The following is a 21,259-nucleotide window of genomic DNA, read 5'->3' on the forward strand; positions in this document are numbered from 1 at the left end:
AGGGTTTCCGGTGGTTCCAGGGCGCGGGTTGGTGCTGGTGGGCGGGGCCGAAAGAGGACGGGCATGGCCCTCGGATGATCATGGAGGTTCCTACGCCAGCCTGATCGTCCTCGAGGTGCCATGCCCGCCGCACCATTATCGTCGGCTGTCCCTGTCCTGGATCAGTTGGCCGCCGTGGCGCCGGTCGGTGGCCGCCGGGTGCCGCCGGTGGATCTGCTCGCGGTGTCCGAGCAGGTCGTCGACCCGCGGAAACGCCGTGGCCGGCGCCACCGGCTGCCGGTCGTGCTCACGCTGGCGACGTGCGCGGTGCTCGTCGGGGCCCGCTCGTTCACGGCGATCGCCGAATGGGCCGCCGACGCCGGCGAGGCGGTCGCCGGCCGGCTCGGGATCGTCCGGGTCCCGGACGTCTCGACGTTCCGCCGGGTCTTCGCCCTGCTCGACGCCGACGCCCTGGACGCGGCGCTGGGAGCCTGGGTCGCCGGCAGGACCGAGCCCGGCAAGGGCCAGCGGCGCCGGGTCGCGGGCGACGGGAAGACCCTGCGCGGCAGCCGGGCCGGTGACACGGCCGGCCGGCACCTGCTCGCCGCGCTCGACCAACGCTAGGCCGTCGTGCTCGGCCAGTGCGCCGTCGACGCGAAGACCAACGAGATCCCCACGATCAAGGACCTGCTCGCCACCGTCGACCTGACCGACACCGTCATCACCGCCGACGCGCTGCACACCCAGGACGACACGGCCAACTGGCTGGTCGCGCACGGCGCCCACTACCTGCCGATCGTCAAGGCGAACCGCCCGACGCTTGCGGCCCAGCCCACCGCCCTGCCCTGGACAAAGGCCCGCACCGCCTGCCGGACGACCAACCGCGGCCACGGTCGCGCCGAGCGGCGGACCGTGAAGGCCACCGAGGTCCGCGCAGGGATCGACTTCCCGCACGCCGCCCAGGCCATCCAGATCACCCGCCGCCGCGGGCCCCTGACCGGCGGCCAGACAACGACCGAGACCATCCACGCGGTCACGAGCCTGCCGACGCATCAGGCCAGCCCCGCGCTACCAGCGAGCCGGCGAGCGGCGAGCGGGACGCTGCGCTCGCCCACGCCCACGTAGCTGGACAGCGGTCGGATGAGAGTGTTGGCGGCCAGCTGTTCGATGATGTGCGCCGTCCACCCGGTGATCCGCGACATGACGAAGATCGGGGTGAACGTCGGGATGTCGAATCCCATGAGGTGGTAGGCGGGGCCGGCCGGGAAGTCGAGGTTCGGGTGCAGGTTCCTCTCCCGGAGCATGACGGTCTCCAGCGTGGTGTAGATCGCCATGAGCCGTTCGCCGGGCTCGCCGCCGGTCTTGGCGACCCGGTCGAGCTCGGCGCGCATGGTGGGGACCCGGGAGTCGCCGGCCTTGTAGACGCGGTGGCCGAATCCCATGACCTTGCGCTTGTTCGCGAGGGCGTCGAGCATCCAGCGTTCGGCGTCCGCCGGGTCACCGATCTCGTCGATCATGTTCATGACGGCCTCGTTGGCGCCGCCGTGCAGCGGGCCCTTGAGGGCGCCGATGCCGGCGGTGACCGCGCTGTACAGGTCGGACAGCGTCGAGGTCACTACTCGTGCGGTGAAGGTGGAGGCGTTGAAGCTGTGCTCGGCATAGAGAATCAGGGAGACGTCGAAGGCGCGGACGGCCTCGGGGTCGGGAACCTCACCGAAGCACATGTGGAAGAAATTCCCGGCGAACCCGAGGGTCGGGTCGGGCAGGATCGGTTCCTGCCCGCGGCGGCGGCGCTGGTCCAGGGCGACCACGGTGGGTAGCTTCGCCATCAGGTCGAGCGCCTTGATCCGGTTGGCCTCGACCGTGCCGTCGTCCTCGGTGGGGTCTTGCGCGCCGAGGTAGCTGACGGCCGTGCGCAGCACGTCCATCGGATGGCAGGTCTCCGGCAGCCGCGCGAGCAGGCCCATCAGGGTCCGGTCGATCGAGCGGCGGGCGCGTTCGGCCTCGGTGAACCCGCACAGTTGCTCCGTAGTGGGCAGTTCGCCGTACCAGATGAGATAGGCGACTTCCTCGAAGGAATATTCGGCGGCGAGTTGCTGGACCGGGTAGCCGCGGTAGGTCAGCGAGTTTGTCTCCGGGTTCACCATCGAGACGGAAGTCGTGTCGACGACGACTCCGGCCAGACCCTTGCGCACCGACGGTTCGACGGTGGTCATGGCAGACGTCCTTCCCCAGGGAGTACCGGACGCTCAGATCCGGAAGTTGAAAGTGTTGGTGTCGAAGGTGTTGTAGGCGGGGTAGTCGAGGAGTTCGTAGAGCCGGGAACGGTGCTGCATCCCGTCGACCAGCGCGGCCTGCGTGCCGTCGGCCAGGAGGCGGCGCAGCCCGTCCTCGACGGCTCCCATCGCGATCCGCAGCAGCGTGACCGGGTAGATCACCAGATTCACGCCGACGGATTCCAACGCGGGAGCGGTGAGGAGTTCGCTCTTCCCGAACTCGGTCATGTTCGCCAGGATCGGCACGTCGACCGCCTTGCGCATCGCCTCGAACTCGACGGCGTCCGCCAAGGCCTCCGGAAAGATCATGTCGGCGCCGGCATCAACGTAGGTGCGGGCCCGTTCGATAGCCGCGTCCAGACCCTCGATCGCCCGGGCGTCGGTGCGGGCACAGATGACGAAGTTGTCATCGCGGCGAGCGGTGACGGCGGCGCGGATCCGGTGAATCATCTCCTCGGTGCTGACCACGGACTTGCCGTCGAGGTGCCCGCACCGCTTCGGGTTGACCTGGTCCTCCAGGTGGCATCCGGCCAGCCCGGCGTCCTCAAGGACCTGGAGTGTGCGGGCGACGTTCATCGGCTCGCCGAAACCGGTGTCGGCGTCAACGAGCGTCGGCAGATCGGTGACCCGGGCGATCTGTCCGGCTCGTCCGGCGACCTCGGTCAGCGTGGTCAGGCCGATGTCGGGCAGGGCGAGATCGGCGGAGAGCACCGCGCCGGAGACGTAGACGCCGTCGAAACCGAGCTCGGTGATCAGGACGGCGGTCAGCGGGTTGAACGCGCCGGGAAAACGCAGCAACCGACCGGAACGCAGCGCCTCACGGAAGGCGGCGCGGCGCAGGTGAGCGGGTGTTTTCGCGTGCAGCATCGGACTGGTCTCCCGGTCAGAAGATTCCCTGGGTCTCCCCGACCAGAGGTGGCCGGTCCGGGGTGAGGGTGAGCCCGGCGAGCTCGTCAGGAACGAGGTCGGGCAGGCGGACCGCGAGGTCGAGGAACCGGTCCTGTTCTGCGGTGGCGATCACACCTTCGGCGAGGCGGCGGAACTTGCCGACGTATTGCTCCCGGCCGAAGGGACGGGCGCCGAGCGGGTGCGCGTCGGCGACAGTGATCTCGTCGGTCAGCACCGTGTCGTCGTCGAACTCGACCACGACCGCTCCGCCGAACGCCTTCTCGGCGGGGTCAACGGCATGGTAGCGCCGCGTCCACTCCGCATCCTCTCGCGTGGTGATCTTCCGCCAGAGTGCGACCGTGTCCGGCCGGGCCGCTCGTTCGGGGGCGTAAGAGCGCTCGTGATGCCAGTCACCGTCCTGCAGAGCGACCGCGAAGATGTAGGGGATGGAGTGGTCCAGGGTCTCCCGGCTGGCCCTCGGGTCGTACTTCTGCGGGTCGTTCGCACCGGAACCGATCACGTAGTGGGTGTGATGGCTGGTGTGGATGGCGATGGAGCGGACTCTGGAGAAATCCCCGATCCGGGGGCCGAGGCGGCGGGCCAGGTCGATCAGTGCCTGGCTCTGGTACTCGGCGGAGTGTTCCTTCGTGTAGGTCTCGAGGATGCCCCGCTTGGGCTCTCCGGGCGCGGGAAGCGAGACCACGTACTGCCCACCGGGCCCGTCCAGCAGCCACGCGATGAACCCGTCCTCGCCCTCATAGGCGGGTGACGGGGCGCCCTCCCCGCGCATCGCCCGGTCCACCGCCTCGACGGCGAGCTTGCCGGCGAACGCCGGTGCGTAGGCCTTCCAGCTCGAGATCTCGCCCTTGCGGGACTGGCGGGTCGTCGTGGTCGTGTGCAGGGCCTGCTGGACGGCCTGGTAGACGGCCGCGGTGGGCAGGCCCAGCAGGGTGCCGATGCCGGCGGCGGCGGACGGGCCGAGGTGCGCGATGTGGTCGATCTTGTGCTTGTGCAGACAGATCCCACGAGCGAGCGCGACCTGGATCTCGTAACCGGTCACGATCCCGCGCACCAGTGCCTGGCCATCCAGTCCCAGCTGCTGGGCGACCGCCAGCACCGGCGGAATGTTGTCCCCGGGGTGGGAGTAGTCCGCTGCCAGGTAGGTGTCGTGGAAGTCCAGCTCGCGGACGGCCACACCATTGGCCCACGCCGCCCACTCCGGTGAGACCCGGGCGTGACCCGGCGCACCGAACACGGTCGCGCCGGCGCGACCGGCGCCGGCACTGTGCCGCCGCGCCTGGTCGCGGGCGGCGGTCACGGGTCCGCGGGCCAGGGACGCGGCGGCGACCCCAGCGTTGTCGATGACTCGGTTGATCACCATGTCGGCGACGTCGTCGGTGACCTCGACCGGGTCGGCCCCGACCGCCGCGATCTTCCAGGCGAGCTGGTCCTCCCGGGCCAGCCGCTCGGCGCTCGGATACACGCGGACCTTGTGGTCGATCATGCGTTCACGCTTTCTTCTGAGTCGTCCGTCAAACCGGGGTTGGAGTCGAAGCCGGGTTCGGCCTTCTCCGGCCGGGCCGCCGCGGCGCGCCCGGGACTGACCGCCAGGTACATCTGATCGGCGGCGGTCGTGACGAAAGCCGTGAGCTCACCGTTGAGGGCGGTACGGGTCAGGACGGAGACCGCGTCCGCTGTCCGGTTGCCCTCGCCGAGCTCGGCCTCAGCGGCCGCCGGCTCGTCCGCGATGAACGGTCGACGAACTCGCGCGTCACCGCGCGGCCGTCGTCGCGGAGCGCGACCATGCGGATCCGCTGCCAGAGCTGGCATCGGGCGATCTCGGCTGCCGCGGCGTCCGTCATAAGGCCACCCATCGCGACAGCGCCGATGCCTCTCAGCCACGTGTCGAGGTAGCGCAGCGTCACCCGAATATGGAGAGAACCGCGCCATCACGACTGCGCAGACCGGGGGTCAACTCCGGACCACGACCAGCCGACGGACGCCCCGCTCACCGAAAGCGAGTCGGCTGGCTGCTCGATCGGAAAGACTGCGATAGACACTATCGCGGCGCCGCCGTCCACGGGTTCAGGGAGTTCCTCACTCTAGCGACGACCGGGAGCCCCGGGCCTCAGTCTCGACGCCGCAGCCGACCCTCGTGCCCGTCAGCCGATTAGCGAGACGGGTGCGAGTTCTGTCCCGCCCGGGTACCGGAAGTCGAAGAGCACGGCGCCCTGGTCAGTGAGTACGACTCGCGAGCTGGCCGCGCCGCTGATCAGCCCCGGGCCTCCGGGTTCGATCTCGGCAAGCATCAGCCGGGCGCCTGCGGTCCTGGTGGCCTCCGTGCCGCGGATGCTCAGTCGGGCAGTTGGTCCGGTCAGGTGCAGCCACGGCGTGTCGACGAGGACGTCGAGCAGGCCGCCGTGGGCACGGAAGTGCACCGAGCCGCTGTACTGCAGCAGATGGCCGCCGTCGGTCTCGCTCACCGCCGAGCGCAGCGGAAAGCAGAACCCTTCTGCGGATTCGGTGGCGTGCTCATGTACGTGAACGGCGCCGCCGGCCGACTCGACATAGGAGCGGAAGGATGCCTTCACGTCCCAGCGCAGGGTGGAGGGAATCGCCAGGCCGCCGATCGCCAGGCCTTCATGATCCGCGCGAGGTCCCAGCAACACGCCCCTCCTGCTCTCGTCCGTGAACCCGCGTTGACGGTGCGGGAAAAAGCTCCGGACGGACATCGGTCACGGACATGTCCGATCCTCAGCTCTTCTTCGCGCCGGTGAGGAGTACCGGCTTGATGGTCTTGCCGGATCGGGCATCCGCCTCGGCGGCGTTGATGTCCTCGAGCGGGTAGGTGCGGATCAGCTTGTCGAAGGGGAAGCGTCCCTGCCGCCAGAAGGAGATGAGCCGGGGCAGGAAGATCTGGGGCACCGCACTGCCTTCGAGTACGAAGGTGACCTTCTTGCCGGACAGCTCGAGCGGGTCGACCGACAGGAGGCCGTTCCCTGCGCCGACCAGGACGGCCGTGCCGGGCCGCGCGAGCACCGCTATGGAAGCCGACATGACCGCCGGAGCCGACGTGGTTTCGAAGCTGAAGTCGAGGCCGGGACCCGCCCCCCTGACCTGGCTGACGACGTCGTCCTTGCTCCCGAGAACCACTCGCGTGGCGCCGAGCTCGAGAGCGAGGCCTAGGCGGTGCTCCTGGAGATCGACCGCAACGATGTCGCTTGCCCCCGCGAGCTTGGCGGCCATCACGGCCGCGAGGCCGACTGCGCCCGCGCCGAACACCGCGATCGACTGCCCCGGTGCGAGCCGCATCTCGTTGAGCACCGCGCCCGCGCCGGTCTGCAGACCGCATCCGAGCGGGCCGAGCAACTCCAGCGGCAGCTCCGGATCCACCACGACGACGTTCCGCTCCGTCGCGATGGCGTACTCGGCGAAGGACGACTGCCCGAACCAGCGGTTCGCGATGGGGCCGCCGTCGGCCCCCCGCGCACTGGTGGTGCCGTCGGCGTTCCGCCCGGAGAAGTTCCTCGCCTCGAACTCATGACAGTACGCCGGCTGCCCGCTCAGGCAGGTCGAGCAAGACCCACATGAGGCGAAGCTGATAAGCACGTGATCGCCCGGCTTGGCCGCTGTGACACCGCTGCCGACCTTCTCGACGATCCCGCTGCCCTCATGCCCAAGGATGATCGGGTGAAGCGAGGAGAAGGCCGGATCGCGCCCGACCATGTCGGTATGACACATCCCGGATCCGGCAATTCGCACCAACAGCTCGCCCGGCCGCACGTCGTCGAGCGAGACCTCTTCCAGCAGGTAAGGCCTATCTGCGGCGCGCAGGACAGCCGCCCTCATCTGTGTCAACGGGGTATAGGGCATCGGGATGTGGTCCTCTTCTCGTGCGTGATCTCGCAGGTTCAGTCGGTGGCGGGAACCGGTGTCCTGGCCACCAGGACCTTGTGGGCTTCGGCCCAGGTCCCCCGGCCGGCGATGTAGCGGCGGTACTTCATGATCTTGCGCGGCTCGTTGAGGGTCGCGGCACCGACGAGGCGAGCCCCGCGTCGGTACAGGGCCACGAACCGGTCCTCGTCGGGCCCGCCGGACGCGAACGTCACGCTGTCCGCCATCGCGGTGCCGGCGAACTGGATGCGGTGCCCGTACCAGTCGCTCCAGAAGTACGGCACCGTCTCGTGCGGCCTTCTGCGGTCGGGGAACAGCGCGTTGACCGCCGCCCGCGCTCCCTGGTCCGCCGCGTTCGTCCAGTTCTCGAGCCGCACGGTGTCGTCGAGCAGCGCGTTGGGCCAATGCACCACGTCGCCCGCCGCGTAGACGTCGGGGAGCGATGTCTCCAGATACGCATCGCAGATGATGCCGCCGTCCCTCGGGTCCAGCTGGATGCCGGACCCGCCGAGCCACGAGGTCGCCGGCGCCGCGCCTACGCCCACCACGACGACATCAGCGGTAAGGGTCTCACCGCTGGAAAGGCGGACGGCCTCGACATGCTCGTTGCCGACCATCCGCTCGACGTGAACGCCGCAGATTAGGCGGGTGCCGTTGCGGGTGTGCAGCCGAGAGAGGGATTCGCCGACCACTTCGCCGACGGCCCTGACCAGGGGCACCGGCGCAGCCTCCACGAGGGTGACCTCGGCGCCGCGGGAATGCGCCGACGACGCGATCTCCGAGCCGATGAACCCGGCACCCACCACGACGACCTTGCGCGCCGAACGTAGCGCGACCCGCAGCGCGACCGCGTCGTCCAGGGTTCTCAGTGTCCACACGCCCTCCAGAGGGCGGACGTTGGCGAGGACCCGCGGCTCCGCCCCCGTCGCGACGATCAACCTCCCATACGCCACCGGCCCCGTCGTCGTCCGAACCTGCCGGGCCGGCGGGTCGAGAGACGACGCCCGGCAGTCCAAGCGCAACTCGACACCGAGCTCGCCGGTCAGCGCCTCCTCGGTCGTGTAGTACGCCGGCTCCGGGTCAGCCGTCAAGAACTGCTTCGACAGCGGCGGCCGGTCGTACGGCAGATGCGGCTCGGCGCCGATAAGCGTGACAGGGCCCTCATACCCCGCACGCCGCGCCGACTCGACCGCCCGAAGACCAGCGAGGGACGCGCCGACCACGACGAGGCCGGGCCCTGCGACCGAACCGTTCGACATCCCCACGACTCATCCGTCCTCGGCGATCGACAGCGCCATGGCCGGGCAGGACCGGACGGCTTCCGCCACCTGCTCGTTACCGTCGAAGTCCTCGCTGTGCACCACGAGAACTCCGTCGTCCCCGACCTCGAACACGTCGGGGGCGATGGACTCGCAAATACCGATGCCGGTGCAGCGACCCCGGTCCACCACAAGTTTCATGATCCCTCTTTACAGTGACCGGTGTACTTCAGTTGGTGCGCGCCGACAGGTGCCTGATGCCGGAGCTGAACTCGCCGAACAGGAGATCGGGCTCGCCCGTCACCTGGAGTTTCGGCAGCTGGGTGAGGATCTCCCCGAACAAGGCGCGGAGCTCGGCCTTGGCGATGCCATTGCCCAGGCAGTAATGGATGCCGCCACCACCGAAACCGACGTGCGGCGTGCGCCCCCGGGAGAGGTCGAACCGGTGCGGGTCCTCGAACACAGCCTCGTCCCGGTTCCCGGAACAGTAGAAGACCGCCACCTTGTCACCCTGGCGAATCTGCTGGCCCCCCAGTTCGACATCCTGGGTCGCGGTCCGCGCGAACTGAAGGACCGGGCAGGCGTACCGGACGAACTCCTCGATCGCACCGGCGATGCGGCCGTCGAAGTCCTCCAACAGCCATGCCCGCTGTTCAGGGTTGCGGTCCAGTGCCAGAACGGTCCAGGACGTCGTCTGCTTGGTCGTGTCGTTACCGGCGATGCTGAGGAGCCGCATGATGGAGGTGATCTCCTCGTCCGACAACCGGCGCCCGTCGAACTGGGCGTTGGCTAGTGCCGTTGCGATGTCGTCCCCGGGACGAGTCCGCCGGAAGTTCACGAGATCCACTCCGATGTCCCGCAGGATGCCGAGTTGCTCCCCGGCGAACTCGGACAACGAGACTCCCTCGGGCCGGCTCTCGGGGTTGGTAAGAGCGCCGATGAATTTCTCGCCCGCGTCCGCGAAGGTCTGAGTGAGCCCCTCAGGCACGCCTATCAGGTCCGCTACGGTCAGCATCGGCAGCCTCGCCGAGAGGTCCTCGACGACGTCGAAATCGCCGGCACCGACGAGCCCTCCGACGATCTGTCGGGCGCGCTCCTCGATCTTGGCGTTGACTCTGGCCACCGCGCGCGGCGTGAACGCCGCGCTCATGATCTGCCGGTAGCGGGTGTGATCGGGCGGATCCATCTCCAGGAACGACGCGCTCTGAGTCATGGCCGGCAGCATCGGCCGGAGCGAGATGCCCCCGAGCGCGTTACTGAACAGCTCGTGGTTCAGGCCCACGAACCGAATGTCCTCGGCCTTGGTCACCGCCCAGAATCCCGCTTCCCCGTGAATCTCGGGGGGCAGCACCGGATCCTCCAGCGGCCTGTGCCAGCTGACCGGCGCCTTCCTGCGCAGCCAGGCGAACGTCTTGTCCCGCTCGCGGAAGGTCTTCCGCCAGAAAGCCTCGCTCGAGATATCCTTATCGGTCGTCAACGGATGCTCATTCGCGAACAGCTGGGTTGCCATTTGTAAACCTCCGACTCGCATGCGTTCGGGCACCAGCGATCGCGCCAAACCGCATGTCCCCAGAACATAGTCACGACACGAGGACCTGGCGCACCAGGTCAACGATGCGGGCCCAGCGCTTGCTCTGGACAGCTATTTGCCTTTACGGTGAAGTCCGTTACGTCGCCGGAGGCCCGATGACTACCTGGATGTCGGTGTATTCGTGGAGGCCCCACGGGCCGTTCTCGACGCCGATACCGCTCCATTTGTGTCCACCGAAGGGCAGGTGCTTCTGGACGCCACCCCCGTGTCTGTTGACGCAGACCTGGCCGCTGTCGATCCGGGTAGCAAGCTCCATCGCCCGGTCCCGATCCGCCGACCACACGGAGGCGGTGAGTCCGTAGTTGCCCCGGTTGGCGCGCTCGACCGCGTCGGCTTCGGCGCGGAACGGAATGATCGGGAGTACGGGGCCGAACTGTTCCTCGTCGACTACTCGGACGCCGTCGGAAACGCCGGCGAGGATGGTCGGCGGGTAGAAGTAGCCGGGCCGGTCGAGTGGGGCGCCGCCGGTGACGGCGCGCCCGCCGTGGCCGAGGGCGTCGGCGACGAGGTCCTTGACCCGTTCTAGCTGGGGCCGGTTGTTTACAGGCCCGAGTTGAGTGCCTTCGGCCATGCCGTCGCCGACGGTGACGGCCGCGGCGATCGCGCCCAACGCCTCGACCAAGTCGGCGCAAACGTCCTCGTGCGCGTAGACCCGTTTGACAGCCAGGCAGATCTGGCCATTGTTGTAGAAGGCATTCCAGAACATCTGCTGGGCTACCGTCTCGACGTCGACGTCGCCGAGGACGATCGCCGGGTCGTTGCCACCCAGTTCCAGGGTGACTCGCTTGAGATCCCCGGCCGCGGCTACGGCGACCCGCTTCCCGACGGCGGTCGACCCGGTGAAGCTCACCTTGCGCGGCACCGGATGCGACACCAGCGCGGCACCGAGCGGGTCCGGCCCGCTGACTACGTTGAGCACACCGTCGGGGAGCACACCGCGCAGGAGCCGGCCGAGAGCGAGGGTCGCGAGCGGCGTGTACGGCGACGGCTTGACGACTATCGTGTTTCCGGCTCGCAGGGCCGGCGCGATCTTCCACATGGCCAGCGAGATGGGGAAGTTCCACGGAGTGATGGCGCTGACCACCCCCAAGGGCCGCCGGAGAACTTCCTCATAGCCGTGCTCGTCGTCACGGATGATCTCGCGGGGTAGCTCGAGGTCCGCGTAGTACTGCAGCCACTCGGCGGACATCAGGATTTCGCCGCGCGCTCCGCTTAACGGCTGGCCCTGCTCCGCGGTAAGAATGGGAGCCAGCTCGTCTGCGGATGCCACGAGCACATCGGCGGCTTTCCGCAAGGCCGCCCGCCGCGCGGCCTCGTCCGTTTTCCAGTCGGCGTACGCACGGTCCGCGGCGTGGAAGACGGCGTCGAGTTGATCCGGGCTGACGGCCGGCGCTTGAGCGAACACCTGACCTGTGGCTGGATTGATCACGTCGAACGTTCCGTCGGCCGGGAAATCGCCGCCATCGACCGTGGCGGAGAACGGCCTAGCCGCAGCTACTGAACTCGTCACGATGTGCCTCTCCTTCGGGCCGTTTCGTGGCGCGGTTGGCCCGTGTCGTATTCGCTCCGGAAGTGGCTAGGACTCATATCCATCGGCCGACCCTGTCAGGGGATCCGGACCGGAAGACGTTTGACATTGCGGATCTCCGCGTTCACCGAGAACTCAGGCTCGCCGACCTCCATGTTCGGCAGTTTCGTTAGAATCTCGGAGAACAGCGCCCGCAGTTGCGCCTTGGCCACGCCGTTGCCCAAGCAATAATGGACTCCCCCGCCGCCGAAGGCGACGTGCGGGCTGCGCCCCCGGCTCAGGTCGAAGCGGTGGGGGTCCTCGAAAACAGACTCGTCCCGATTGCCTGAGCCGTAGAAGAGGACCAGCTTGTCCCCTCGGTCGACCTGGACTCCGTGAATCTCCGTGTCCTTTGTCGCGGTACGGCCGAACGTCAGGACAGGGCACGCATGCCGGACGAATTCCTCGATCGCACTGGCGATGCGGCCATCGAAATCCTGCATCAGCCGTGCCTTCTGGTCCGGGTTGCGCCACAGCGAGACCGTGCTAAGCGTGGTCGTCTGTTTCGTGGTATCATTGCCGGCAATGCTCAGCAGAACCATGATTGACTCGATCTGGTCGTCCGTGATCCTCCTACCGTCGACTTCCGCGCCTGCCAGCGCGGTCGCAACGTCATCGGCAGGATGCTTGCGCCGGTAATCGACCAGGTCCACGCCGATTTTGCGCAAGATCGCTTGCTGTTCCAGCATGAATTCGAATGGCGACTTGCCCGCTGGAACGATCTCCGGGTTAAGCGCGTTAATCCAGTTGTCCCCGGCGTGTGCGAATTCCTCGATCAGACTTTCGGGTACGCCGATCAAGTCCGCGACGGTCAACATCGGCAGCCGTGCCGCAACCCCAGTCACGAAGTCGATCTCGCCAGCTCCGACAACACCGCCGACAATCTGCGCTGCGCGCTCCGCTATCTTCGCGCTCAGCCGGCCAACTGCTTTCGGAGTGAACGCGGCACTCATCACTTGCCGGTACTGGGTATGGTTTGGCGGATCCATGACGAGAAAGTTGGGCTCCCCGCCAGAGCCAGAGAAGGAAGGTCTAGGGACAAACCCAACTCCACCCCACTCATCCGCCGAGCTGAAGATCGAGTGGTTCTGGCTGACATAGGTGATGTCTGCTGCCCGGGTAACGGCCCAGAACCCCGCCTCACCGTGCTCCTCAGCCGTCATCGCCAAGGTCTCCGCCGGCTCGTGCCAGCTCACTGGAGCATGCTCACGCAGCCAGGCGAACGTCTCGTCTCGCTTCTCGAACGACTGCGCCCAGAAGGCGGTGCTCGAGATGTCTTTGCCGGTCGTGACCGGGTGCCTCGTCGCGTGCACTGCCGACGACACTGGCGACCTCCTTTGTCTTCCGTTCCCTGAGAACCACGCCGACAGCCCAGAGTCAAGGGCCCTGCGCCGTTAGCGCGGCGCCGACCTAGTACCGAGCCTGGGCCACAAGCTACCGTCAGATCTGCAGGCCTCACCTCGCTAGTGCTAGTGGACTCGATACTCACGCTAGCAGCGAGGTAAACAGTTGTAAACCTTGAATCTCCGCCGTCGTGAGTTGCTGGCTGCGGCGAGAGTGCGGAATAGCGGGGAAGGACGACGACCCACGTTCGGCCCAGCCGCTGTCGATCGCAAGACGGTCAACGCCGGGACGTCGCGGACGACGACGAAAGCCGGGCGCCACGCAGCCGCGCACTGACCCGAGCCAGCTCTACAGCCGCCCGCTCGAGCCGCACGCGAGCCCTGCCGCGTCGACTTCGCCAAGGTGCACGCCGCGAGAACTCCGCTCGCGGCGTTGCCACAACCGGACGCCTGCGGCTGGGACGGACGTGCTTGTACATCGGGTCATTCCTTTTGGGCGTGACCGCCGCCTCGGCAAAGAACGCCGAGGTATTGGTCAGGCGGGAGGGGGCCGGGCGAGAGTGGGTCAGGCGAGAGGGCCCGCGATACTTGTCTTGCTGGCGTCACCACTGTCCTCGAATGTATTGGTGAGTCCGGGATCGGGCGTCGGTTCCGCGCGGATGGTTTGATCGGAGGACTGCGGACCGGTGTGCGTGCGCAGCGGGATTTCGGGGAGCATGATCGACAGCACGAGACCAATCACCAGGATGCAGGCTCCGAGGGCGAAGATGAGGCTGATCGCGTCAGAGAACCCGGTGATGATCGGATTCCTTAGCGTGGCCGGTAGGGATCTCAGACCGCTCGTGTCGTCCACACTGAACGCGCTGCCCGGCGGTAGGCTGACCCCCGACTTGGACAACTCGTGCGGGATGTTGGTGGCCGCTTGGGCGAAAAGGATGGACAGGAACAGTGCCGTTCCGAGCGTGCCGCCGATCTGCCGGAAGAAGGTGACCGCCGATGTCGCCACGCCCATGTCGCGAGGGTCGACCGCGTTCTGCATCGCGGTGATGACTATCTGCAAGCTCAGGCCAAGACCCGCGCCGAAGATAGCCATGTACAGGGCGCTTTCCCACAGCGGGGTATCCGCGCCCACCCCCGCGAGCAACGCCAGGCCGAGTACGAGCAGCACCGACCCCGCGATCGGGAAGATCTTGTAGTGGCCGGTGCGCGAGGCGACCTGACCCGCGAGTACCGATCCAAATGCCTGGGCGAGGGCGAGCGGCACCATGAGCAGCCCCGCCTCCGTCGGGGAGGCACCTTTGACGATCTGCAGGTACAGCGGGAACGTGAACGTTCCGCCGTACAGGCCGAGACCGAAGATGATCGAATGGGCGGAGCCGAGGCTGAACATCGACTCGCGGAACATCCGCAACGGTAGCAGTGCCTCGTCACCCATGCGTATTTCCACGCGCAAGAACGCGACGAGCCCGACCGCGCCGAGCAGATAACACCCGTAGGCACCGCCGGACTGCCAACCCCACGTACGGCCCTGTTCGGCGATGACCAACCACGGAACGAGCGCGAAAACAAGCGAAGCCGCGCCCCACCAGTCGATGCGCTGGTCACGACGGCGGTGGTCGATCTTTAGGACGCGTAGGACGACGTACAACGCCAGGATGCCGAGCGGGACGTTGATGTAGAAGATCCAGCGCCAGCCGGAGATGCCAAGAATCGTTGGCTGGCCTGCGAAGAATCCGCCGGTCACCGGGCCGAGCACCGAGGCCGTGCCGAAGACGGCCACGATGTAGCCCTGATACCGACCGCGATCACGGGGCGGGATGAGGTCGCCGACGATGGCGAACGCGAGCGGCAACACGCCGCCGGCACCGACCCCCTGCAAAGCGCGGAACCCGGCAAGCATGTACATCGAGTTCGCCAACCCGCAGAGCACCGAGCCAACGATGAAGACCGCGATCGCAATCATGAACAGTGGCTTGCGGCCGTAGATGTCAGACAACTTGCCGTACACCGGCGTCGCGATCGTCGCGGTGACCAGGAACGCGGTCGTCACCCACGCCTGAATCGACAGACCATTGAGATCGTCGCCGATCGTCCGGATCGCAGTAGACATGACCGTCTGGTCGAGTGCGGCGAGGAATATTCCGAGCAGCAGGCCCGGCAAGACCGTCAAGATCTGCCTATGGCTCAAACCGCGGGAGACGGCGGTTTGAGCCGTTGCAGCGCCGGGGGTTGGGGATGCCATCAGGTTGTCCACGTCTCCCTTCGCTACGAGGCGGGCGAGCTGGCCGCGTCATCTAATTTCGGTGGGCATCCGGTGGTGTAGGACGCCGTGCTGAAGACGAGCCCTCGAGTCGGCGATCGACCGTGACTATCCGTTCACCTTCCAGAGTCGGAGGAACTGGTCCGCCATATCCGACGGGAACTCGGGATCGGCAAAGTCGGCGATATCGTGCACGTTCTTCTGGGTGACCAGCCACAAACTCGGCGGCCAGGTGTAGAAAGGCAGATTCTCGAACGAGCGGATCGCGACGTCAACTATCTGCCAGCCTTGCAACTGAAACGGCGCCACCAGCCACGCGAGGTTGTCACCAGCGCTGAGGTCTTTGAGCCCGTCGGCACCCGGCGAATTACCAAGAATTTTGACCGGGGGGAGTGACGCCGCCCTGATCGCCTGGCTGAGACCGCTAGCGGACTGACCAGGATTGACGATTACATACTCCGTCTTCGGACGGCGCTGCAAATAGGCCACGATGTCCTGGGCCCCCTTACCGCTCAAGACGTCGGCAAACGGCACCTGCACGACTTCGAGCGTGCAAGACGGGCACTTCTCCGCGAGGCGAGTCCGCTCCGCAGCGGTGGTGGCTGTGGCCAGGGCACCCAACTGGGGCACTTCAGTTGTGACCATCTGAATGTCTTTGGCGTCGGGCCCAGCGTCCGCTAGCGCCACGTCGACAAGGATCGACCCAAAGACCTGTCCGTCCGCGGGCCCGTTGCGCACGTAGAGCACGCCGTCCGGGGCTGGCTCCGCATCGAGATCCTCGGCACCTGCCACGCTCACAATCAACGTGCCGCTGGCGCGCGCCGCCGGGATGGCACTTCTCCACACCGCGATCGGCGTCGCGGCGACCACAACCACGTCGGCACCCGAGTTGATGGCCGTCGTCAGCGCCGACAGTGTCGTGGACGGGTCGATGGGATTGGCCTGTAAGACACTGTAGCTCCAGCCGATCTCGGCGGTCGCGGCCTTGAATCCTGCCGCCAGAGTCTGGTCATATCCTGTTCCGAGGCTGATCTGGACGAACTTCTTCCCGGCCGGCGGCGCCGACGTGAGAGCAGGCGCGTCCCCGATCGTCGCCGGCTGCTTCGTGTAAGCCGCGACAGCGGCCTCGAACGAGGCGGCGGAGTTCGTATCTGAACCCGACCCGCCTGCGGGCGGGGAACTGGAACAGCTGGTGATAGCGCCGGCTGCCAGCGCGGCGGCACCGAGCAGAATACCTAATCGTCGCATGGTAGATCTCCTATCGTTAAGGACGAAGTTGGAACGGCGAAACGCTGCCGGCAGAGGGTTAGGCGGCTTGGGGTTGGGTACGCTTTCGGTTCAGTCGCCGACTTTGGCGACCGCGTAGCCGCGCCACCGAAATCGCGGCCAGCAGAACCAGGCCGTTGAACATGTTGCTGACCCACGGCTGGTTGCCGTGGAGTTGGATTCCCTGCACGCCGGTCCCGAGCAGGTAGACGGCGATGATCGTGCCAACGACGTTCGGCCGGGACAGCACCTGGGTCGAGCCCAAGAATAGCGCCGCCACCACGGGCAGCAGGTAGCCCTGACCAGCTGTGCTGGTGGCGGATCCGACGCGGGCGATGAGCAGAACGCCCGCCAGGCCGGCGATCAGCCCGCTGAACGCGAGTGCAAGAGATTGGATTTTCGGGACGTTGATCCCAGCGAGGCGTGCGGCGTTGTAGTTGTTGCCGCTGGCGAGAACGAACCGACCGCCCGGGGTGTGCTCGAGCCAGACGTACATGCAGACCGCCAGGATCGCGAGGATGATGGCGAGGATCGGGATCGGTCCGATCGAGTCCAGTCCGATGTGTACGAAGGACGGGCTGAGATTGGCGGTGAGCGTGTTCCCCTGGCTCAGGTACTCGGTAATGCCGAGCGCCACCGACGACATGCCCAGGGTGACGATGAGACTGTCCAGTTTGATAAACGCGACGAGCAGGCCAGAGCCCAGCCCAAGCGCTCCGGCAAGCAGGATGGCGGCCAGCGCGACCACGTAGGTGTCGATGTCGGTGCGCGTGGTGGCCCAGGCCATGAAAACCGCCGAGAGGCCGGCGATGCTGCCAAAAGAAAGGTCGAGCAGCCCGGCGGCCATCGGCACGAGCATGCCGATCGCGAGCAGGCCGGTGATCGCCGAGTTGACTAAGATGACCTTGAGGTTGGTCTCGGTCAGGAACAGATCGGGTTGGGTGGCGCCGAAGAAGATGATTAGCGCGACGAGCCCGTAGATTCCGCTGAAGCGCACGAGTCCGATACGGTTCACAACCGTGTTCATCGCTGAACTGGCAGGAACAAGCGGATTCGGTGAGGGCAATTCGGGTTCGCGGATCTGCACAGGCGTTTCGGATGAGGTCATCGAGTTTCACCACCGTCGAGGTTAGGAGCCGAGCGCGATCGCGTCGATCTCGCCCGCGCTGGTAGGGGCGGTGAGCTCGGCCACGATACGGCCGCGGCGGAGCACGAGGACTCGGTCGCAGAGCTGTGCGAGTTCTTCCGAGTCGGAAGAACAGATCAGGACGGCCAGGCGGCAAGTTGCTTCACGCAGTTCCCGATACACGGAGACCCGGGACTCGACGTCGACGCCCTGGGTCGGCTCGTCGAGCACAAGAACGGTATGCTCCGTCGCCAACCATCGCCCGAGCACGACCTTCTGCTGGTTTCCCCCGCTGAGAACGATGACGGGCAGGGCGGGAATGCCAGGGCGTACCGCCATTCGGGCAATCCATGCACCGGCGGAGCGGGCCTCGGCCTCGCGACGAATGAACCCTCGCCCGGCGAAGGCCCGCAGTCCGGCGATGGTGAGGTTGTCTTTGATCGACATGAACGGTAGGAGGCCGTCGTCGATGCGGTTCGCCGGCACGCAGGCGATTCCGGAGGCGACGGCGCGGTGTGGCCGCCTGGGCGGCACGACTCGCCCGCCCGTCCGAATCTCCCCTTCGCGAGGAATGACTCCCATGATCGCGGGCACCACCTCGTCCCGCCCGGATCCGGTGATGCCCGCGATACCGACGATTTCGCCCACGCTGGCATGCAGGTCGACGCCGGCCAGCCGGCCGGTTCGCAGCCCGGTGACGGATAGTGTGGCCGCCCCCTGAGCGGCGCTTTCGCCGCGGCGGGCCGCCTCCTTCGTCACCGGTCTACCTGCCATCATCTCGACCAACTGGTCGTGCGTGCGGTCGGCGACCGCCGAGTCGTCGACCATCCGTCCGTTGCGCATGACGGACACTCGATGCGCCAGTTCGAAGACTTCGTCGAGGTGATGGGTCACGTACAGCACGGCGACGCCTCGGTCGGCGAGGCGCTGGACCGCGTCGAACAGCCGTGCGCACTCGGTGGCCGGCAGGGCGGCGGTCGGCTCGTCGAGGACCAACAGCCGGACTGACTCGTCGGTGCCGGCCAGCGCACGAACGATCGCGGTACCGGTTCGCTCGACGGGATTCAGCCGATCGATGGTCTGGCTGGGATCAAAATTGTAGCCGAGTTCTTCAAGTGATCGGCGCGCGTCTCGGCGTGCGCGTCCCCAGGCGACGGTGCCGAGCTTGGTACGGGGATATCGGAAGCCAAGAGCCATGTTGTCGACGGCGCTGAGATTGGCCGCCAGTCCGAGATCCTGATGAACGAAACGCAATCCCGCGCCGGAGCCATGAGCCTGGTGACCGCTGAGACTCAGCGGTTGGCCGCCGACGGCTACTTGCCCATCATCGGCCGCATGGAAGCCGGCAAGGATCTTTATCAGAGTCGACTTGCCGCTGCCATTGAGTCCGATCAGCGCGCGAATCTCGCCCCTGCGGATACGTAGGTCAACCCGGTTCAACACAAGGTTCGGGCCGAAGCTCTTGTGCACTCCCGCGACCGTCAGAGCGTCTTCATGTTCCACGGCGGTGTTCACGCTCTGGATGGGATCGGTCGCAATAAGTGGGACCACGTGGGTTCAGGCACTGTAACGACCATCTCGGTCCCCCCGGCACGAGGCTGTCGCGATCTTAATCATGACATCACCTCTCGGTACATAGCCGCCCGCGTCGGTCGGCCGGATCGTGCAATTGAATCCTAGAACACTATTTTAGTCAACGGCTCGATTTCGAGTTGCTGGCCGCCCAGAGGTGCTGCCTGGTATCAGCGTGTCTGACACGTTGTGGGTGGGGTGCGGCGCGGCATCGTACCCGGTGCCCGAGCCAGGCGAGGGTGCGCGGGTGTCCCGTCGCGTTCCTCGGTAACCGTCGGCTCTGTCTGATGCGCGGCGGGGGTGTCGAGCCTTTGGTCCGGGAGCCGACTAGGGATGGCCGTCCGCCGAGCACCGCCATCGAACCCAGCGGACCGGATCTCGTGTGTAGAGCGGACGGGGAGCGCGTGGTGGGCGGTACCTGCGGATTTCCGGCTCGCGGCAACGACGATGCGGGTCTACTTCGCGCGCCAGCCCGCTACCCGCCCCCGGACCACGGCGGACGCGCGCACGCCGTTCTCCCCTGCTAGGTAGGCGTTCACTCGTCGAAACGCAACCTAGCAACGCGAACGGCGGGCGCGCGCCGAGGACGACTTCTTTCGGCGATCAAGCCCACGACTAAGTCGGTAGAGCCTCGAACGCAGCCCTAATTCTCCTTGGCGAACCACGGCGGCGTCAGAGGCTGCTTCGCGGGCGCACGGAAGTTTGTCTCGACCAGCCCGGCCAGCGTCTCCATGTCCCAGAAGTCGTGCGTGCTCACGACCCGGATCGGTTCCGGGATGTTGTACAGCTCGACCGAGGGTCCACGCGCGCCGACAACCCGGCCGTTGAGCCAGCCCGAGCGCTCGCTGGCCAGGTAAGTGGCGATCGGGCCGAGGTGCTCCGGCCCTGGCCCGTTGTCGGGTTCCGGGTTGCGGCCGGCTGGAATGGTCGCGACCAGCCGGGACGCTGCTCCCGGAGAGATGGCGTTGGTCGTTACCCCGTAGCGGCGCAGCGCGTTGGCACAGGAATACGTGAGACCGACGATACCCATCTTGGCTGCCGCATAGTTGGGTTGTCCCGCGCTGCCGTGCAAGCCGGAGATCGACGTGAAGTTGATGATCCGGTTGTGCGCGTTCTCGTCCCGCTGGCCGCGCCAGTGGCTTGCGGCCGGCTTGATCGTGTTGTAATGCCCCTTTAGGTGCACCGCGATGACGGCGTCCCAGTCCTCCTCCACGAGGTTGAAGATCATTTTGTCCCGCAGGATACCCGCGACGTTGACCAGGATGTCGAGACGGCCATACTCGTCGATCGCCCGCTGGATCATGGCGGCGGCGGCGGCGTGGTCCGTGATGTCGGTGTAGTCCGCGATCGCCGTTCCGCCTTCGGCGGCGATCTTGCTCACCACTTCTTCCGCTGGCGTCGTGTCGCTGCCCTTCCCGTCGCCGGTGCCGCCCAGGTCGTTCACCACAACGGCGGCGCCCTCGCGGGCGTACGTCGCGGCGATCGTCGCGCCGATGCCACGACCTGCCCCGGTCACCACCGCAACCCGGTCCTTCAGCCAGTCAGCCACGCTTCACAGCTCCTTCGATCGTCTCTGGTCGGCTCGTTCAACCGGTCTTTCGACGCCACCCGTTCGAGCAGCATCCTAGAATCCTACTCTATCAAATTGACTCCCGCGGCGACTTCGCGTCGAATCGCGCGCTGACGCCGAGGTGTTCATGGTTCTGGCGAGCGAGGCACTCAACCGGAATGCCAACGCATCGAAGAAGGCGACCGAGCGGGCCCGTGCCGCTGGCGAGACCCGTCCGGCCGCCCTATACGCGGCGGGCGCCAAGGCTTATCTCATGGATATCTGGAAGACGCGCGAGATATCGCGGGTAATGCTAGGCGATGACGGGCCGCCCGGCTATGCGAACGTGTACCGGGAGGCCGGCGTGAAGTTCATGCATGGCGCTAGGGGGCTGACGTTCGGTAACCCGCCGCTGCCCAATTTGACTGCCTGTGCTGTCACCGCACTCGTGCATGCCGGGGCGCTGCAGATCGTCGAGGCTGACGGCCGAGGTACCGCCACGAAGATCGCGGACTATTTCACCGACCTCATCCTCCGCCTGGCTAACAGCGAGGAGTGATGCGCAGGGGACCGTCCCCACGCACCGTCTCCCGTTCGTGCCGTGCTAACGCCCAAGCGCCGCCGCACGGCTGGCGTATTTCCGTCCTCGTTGGAGCCGGCGTCCTCATGGCGCGCACTGCGACGGCTAG

General features: G+C 66.8%; 19 protein-coding genes. 3 read left to right on the forward strand and 16 right to left on the reverse strand.

The genetic code is table 11. From position 1 onward, the window contains the following. Positions 1 to 207 precede the first annotated feature (207 nt). The gene (locus QOZ89_RS44740; RefSeq protein ID WP_241841736.1) at positions 208 to 603 is read left to right on the forward strand and encodes a transposase family protein; all 396 of its coding nucleotides are present in this window, start codon (positions 208 to 210) and stop codon (positions 601 to 603) included. Positions 604 to 609: 6 nt separating this feature from the next. After that, entirely contained in the window at positions 610 to 1,104 is a 495-nt protein-coding gene (locus QOZ89_RS44745; protein ID WP_071048967.1) for an ISAs1 family transposase, read from the forward strand. Here the strand turns inward: QOZ89_RS44745 and QOZ89_RS44750 are convergent. The 16 genes from QOZ89_RS44750 to QOZ89_RS44825 all read right to left on the reverse strand — a co-directional run bounded on the left by QOZ89_RS44750 (position 1,032) and on the right by QOZ89_RS44825 (position 20,570). After that, complete coding sequence (locus QOZ89_RS44750; protein WP_071048966.1) at positions 1,032 to 2,195, reverse strand: bifunctional 2-methylcitrate synthase/citrate synthase; 1,164 nt, start codon at positions 2,193 to 2,195, stop codon at positions 1,032 to 1,034. The genes QOZ89_RS44745 and QOZ89_RS44750 overlap by 73 nt on opposite strands. Positions 2,196 to 2,228: 33 nt before the next feature. Further along, positions 2,229 to 3,122: a methylisocitrate lyase gene (gene prpB, locus QOZ89_RS44755; protein ID WP_071048965.1), complete on the reverse strand. Its 894-nt coding sequence runs from the start codon at positions 3,120 to 3,122 to the stop codon at positions 2,229 to 2,231. 16 nt (positions 3,123 to 3,138) lie between these two features. Beyond that, on the reverse strand, positions 3,139 to 4,647 hold the full coding sequence (locus tag QOZ89_RS44760) for an MmgE/PrpD family protein (RefSeq protein ID WP_071048964.1): 1,509 nt from the start codon (positions 4,645 to 4,647) through the stop codon (positions 3,139 to 3,141). Positions 4,648 to 4,816: 169 nt separating this feature from the next. Then, positions 4,817 to 5,017 (reverse strand): hypothetical protein, encoded by a 201-nt coding sequence (locus QOZ89_RS44765; RefSeq protein ID WP_241841738.1) that lies wholly within the window; start codon positions 5,015 to 5,017, stop codon positions 4,817 to 4,819. A 288-nt stretch (positions 5,018 to 5,305) separates the two neighbouring features. Next, positions 5,306 to 5,812: an HtaA domain-containing protein gene (locus tag QOZ89_RS44770; protein WP_071048962.1), complete on the reverse strand. Its 507-nt coding sequence runs from the start codon at positions 5,810 to 5,812 to the stop codon at positions 5,306 to 5,308. An 85-nt stretch (positions 5,813 to 5,897) separates the two neighbouring features. Beyond that, positions 5,898 to 6,992, reverse strand: coding sequence for an NAD(P)-dependent alcohol dehydrogenase (locus tag QOZ89_RS44775; RefSeq protein ID WP_241841735.1), 1,095 nt, complete (start codon positions 6,990 to 6,992; stop codon positions 5,898 to 5,900). 62 nt (positions 6,993 to 7,054) lie between these two features. Further along, on the reverse strand, positions 7,055 to 8,296 hold the full coding sequence (locus tag QOZ89_RS44780; RefSeq protein ID WP_071048960.1) for an NAD(P)/FAD-dependent oxidoreductase: 1,242 nt from the start codon (positions 8,294 to 8,296) through the stop codon (positions 7,055 to 7,057). A 9-nt stretch (positions 8,297 to 8,305) separates the two neighbouring features. Next, positions 8,306 to 8,497 (reverse strand): ferredoxin, encoded by a 192-nt coding sequence (locus QOZ89_RS44785; protein WP_071048959.1) that lies wholly within the window; start codon positions 8,495 to 8,497, stop codon positions 8,306 to 8,308. Between the two features lie 28 nt (positions 8,498 to 8,525). Continuing rightward, complete coding sequence (locus tag QOZ89_RS44790; RefSeq protein ID WP_198543246.1) at positions 8,526 to 9,854, reverse strand: cytochrome P450; 1,329 nt, start codon at positions 9,852 to 9,854, stop codon at positions 8,526 to 8,528. A 109-nt stretch (positions 9,855 to 9,963) separates the two neighbouring features. Beyond that, on the reverse strand, positions 9,964 to 11,397 hold the full coding sequence (locus tag QOZ89_RS44795) for an aldehyde dehydrogenase family protein (protein WP_083418657.1): 1,434 nt from the start codon (positions 11,395 to 11,397) through the stop codon (positions 9,964 to 9,966). Between the two features lie 95 nt (positions 11,398 to 11,492). After that, positions 11,493 to 12,779, reverse strand: coding sequence for a cytochrome P450 (locus QOZ89_RS44800; protein ID WP_198543245.1), 1,287 nt, complete (start codon positions 12,777 to 12,779; stop codon positions 11,493 to 11,495). A gap of 583 nt (positions 12,780 to 13,362) precedes the next feature. Next, positions 13,363 to 15,051, reverse strand: a complete 1,689-nt coding sequence (locus tag QOZ89_RS44805) for an MDR family MFS transporter (protein ID WP_312630203.1) — start codon at positions 15,049 to 15,051, stop codon at positions 13,363 to 13,365. A gap of 114 nt (positions 15,052 to 15,165) precedes the next feature. Further along, positions 15,166 to 16,305, reverse strand: coding sequence for a sugar ABC transporter substrate-binding protein (locus tag QOZ89_RS44810; RefSeq protein WP_071048955.1), 1,140 nt, complete (start codon positions 16,303 to 16,305; stop codon positions 15,166 to 15,168). Between the two features lie 58 nt (positions 16,306 to 16,363). Then, on the reverse strand, positions 16,364 to 17,431 hold the full coding sequence (locus tag QOZ89_RS44815; RefSeq protein ID WP_083418656.1) for an ABC transporter permease: 1,068 nt from the start codon (positions 17,429 to 17,431) through the stop codon (positions 16,364 to 16,366). A gap of 21 nt (positions 17,432 to 17,452) precedes the next feature. After that, complete coding sequence (locus QOZ89_RS44820; protein WP_071048953.1) at positions 17,453 to 18,964, reverse strand: sugar ABC transporter ATP-binding protein; 1,512 nt, start codon at positions 18,962 to 18,964, stop codon at positions 17,453 to 17,455. Between the two features lie 700 nt (positions 18,965 to 19,664). Then, a complete protein-coding gene (locus QOZ89_RS44825) occupies positions 19,665 to 20,570 on the reverse strand; it encodes an SDR family NAD(P)-dependent oxidoreductase (RefSeq protein ID WP_198543244.1) in 906 nt (301 codons plus the stop codon). A gap of 148 nt (positions 20,571 to 20,718) precedes the next feature. Here QOZ89_RS44825 and QOZ89_RS44830 point away from each other — a divergent pair, with 148 nt between their 5' ends. Next, the gene (locus tag QOZ89_RS44830; protein WP_131804049.1) at positions 20,719 to 21,129 is read left to right on the forward strand and encodes a hypothetical protein; all 411 of its coding nucleotides are present in this window, start codon (positions 20,719 to 20,721) and stop codon (positions 21,127 to 21,129) included. The last annotated feature ends 130 nt before the right edge of the window (positions 21,130 to 21,259 follow it).

Origin of the sequence: Pseudofrankia coriaricola (assembly GCF_032027725.1) — a bacterium.
Lineage (GTDB): Bacteria > Actinomycetota > Actinomycetes > Frankiales > Frankiaceae > Pseudofrankia.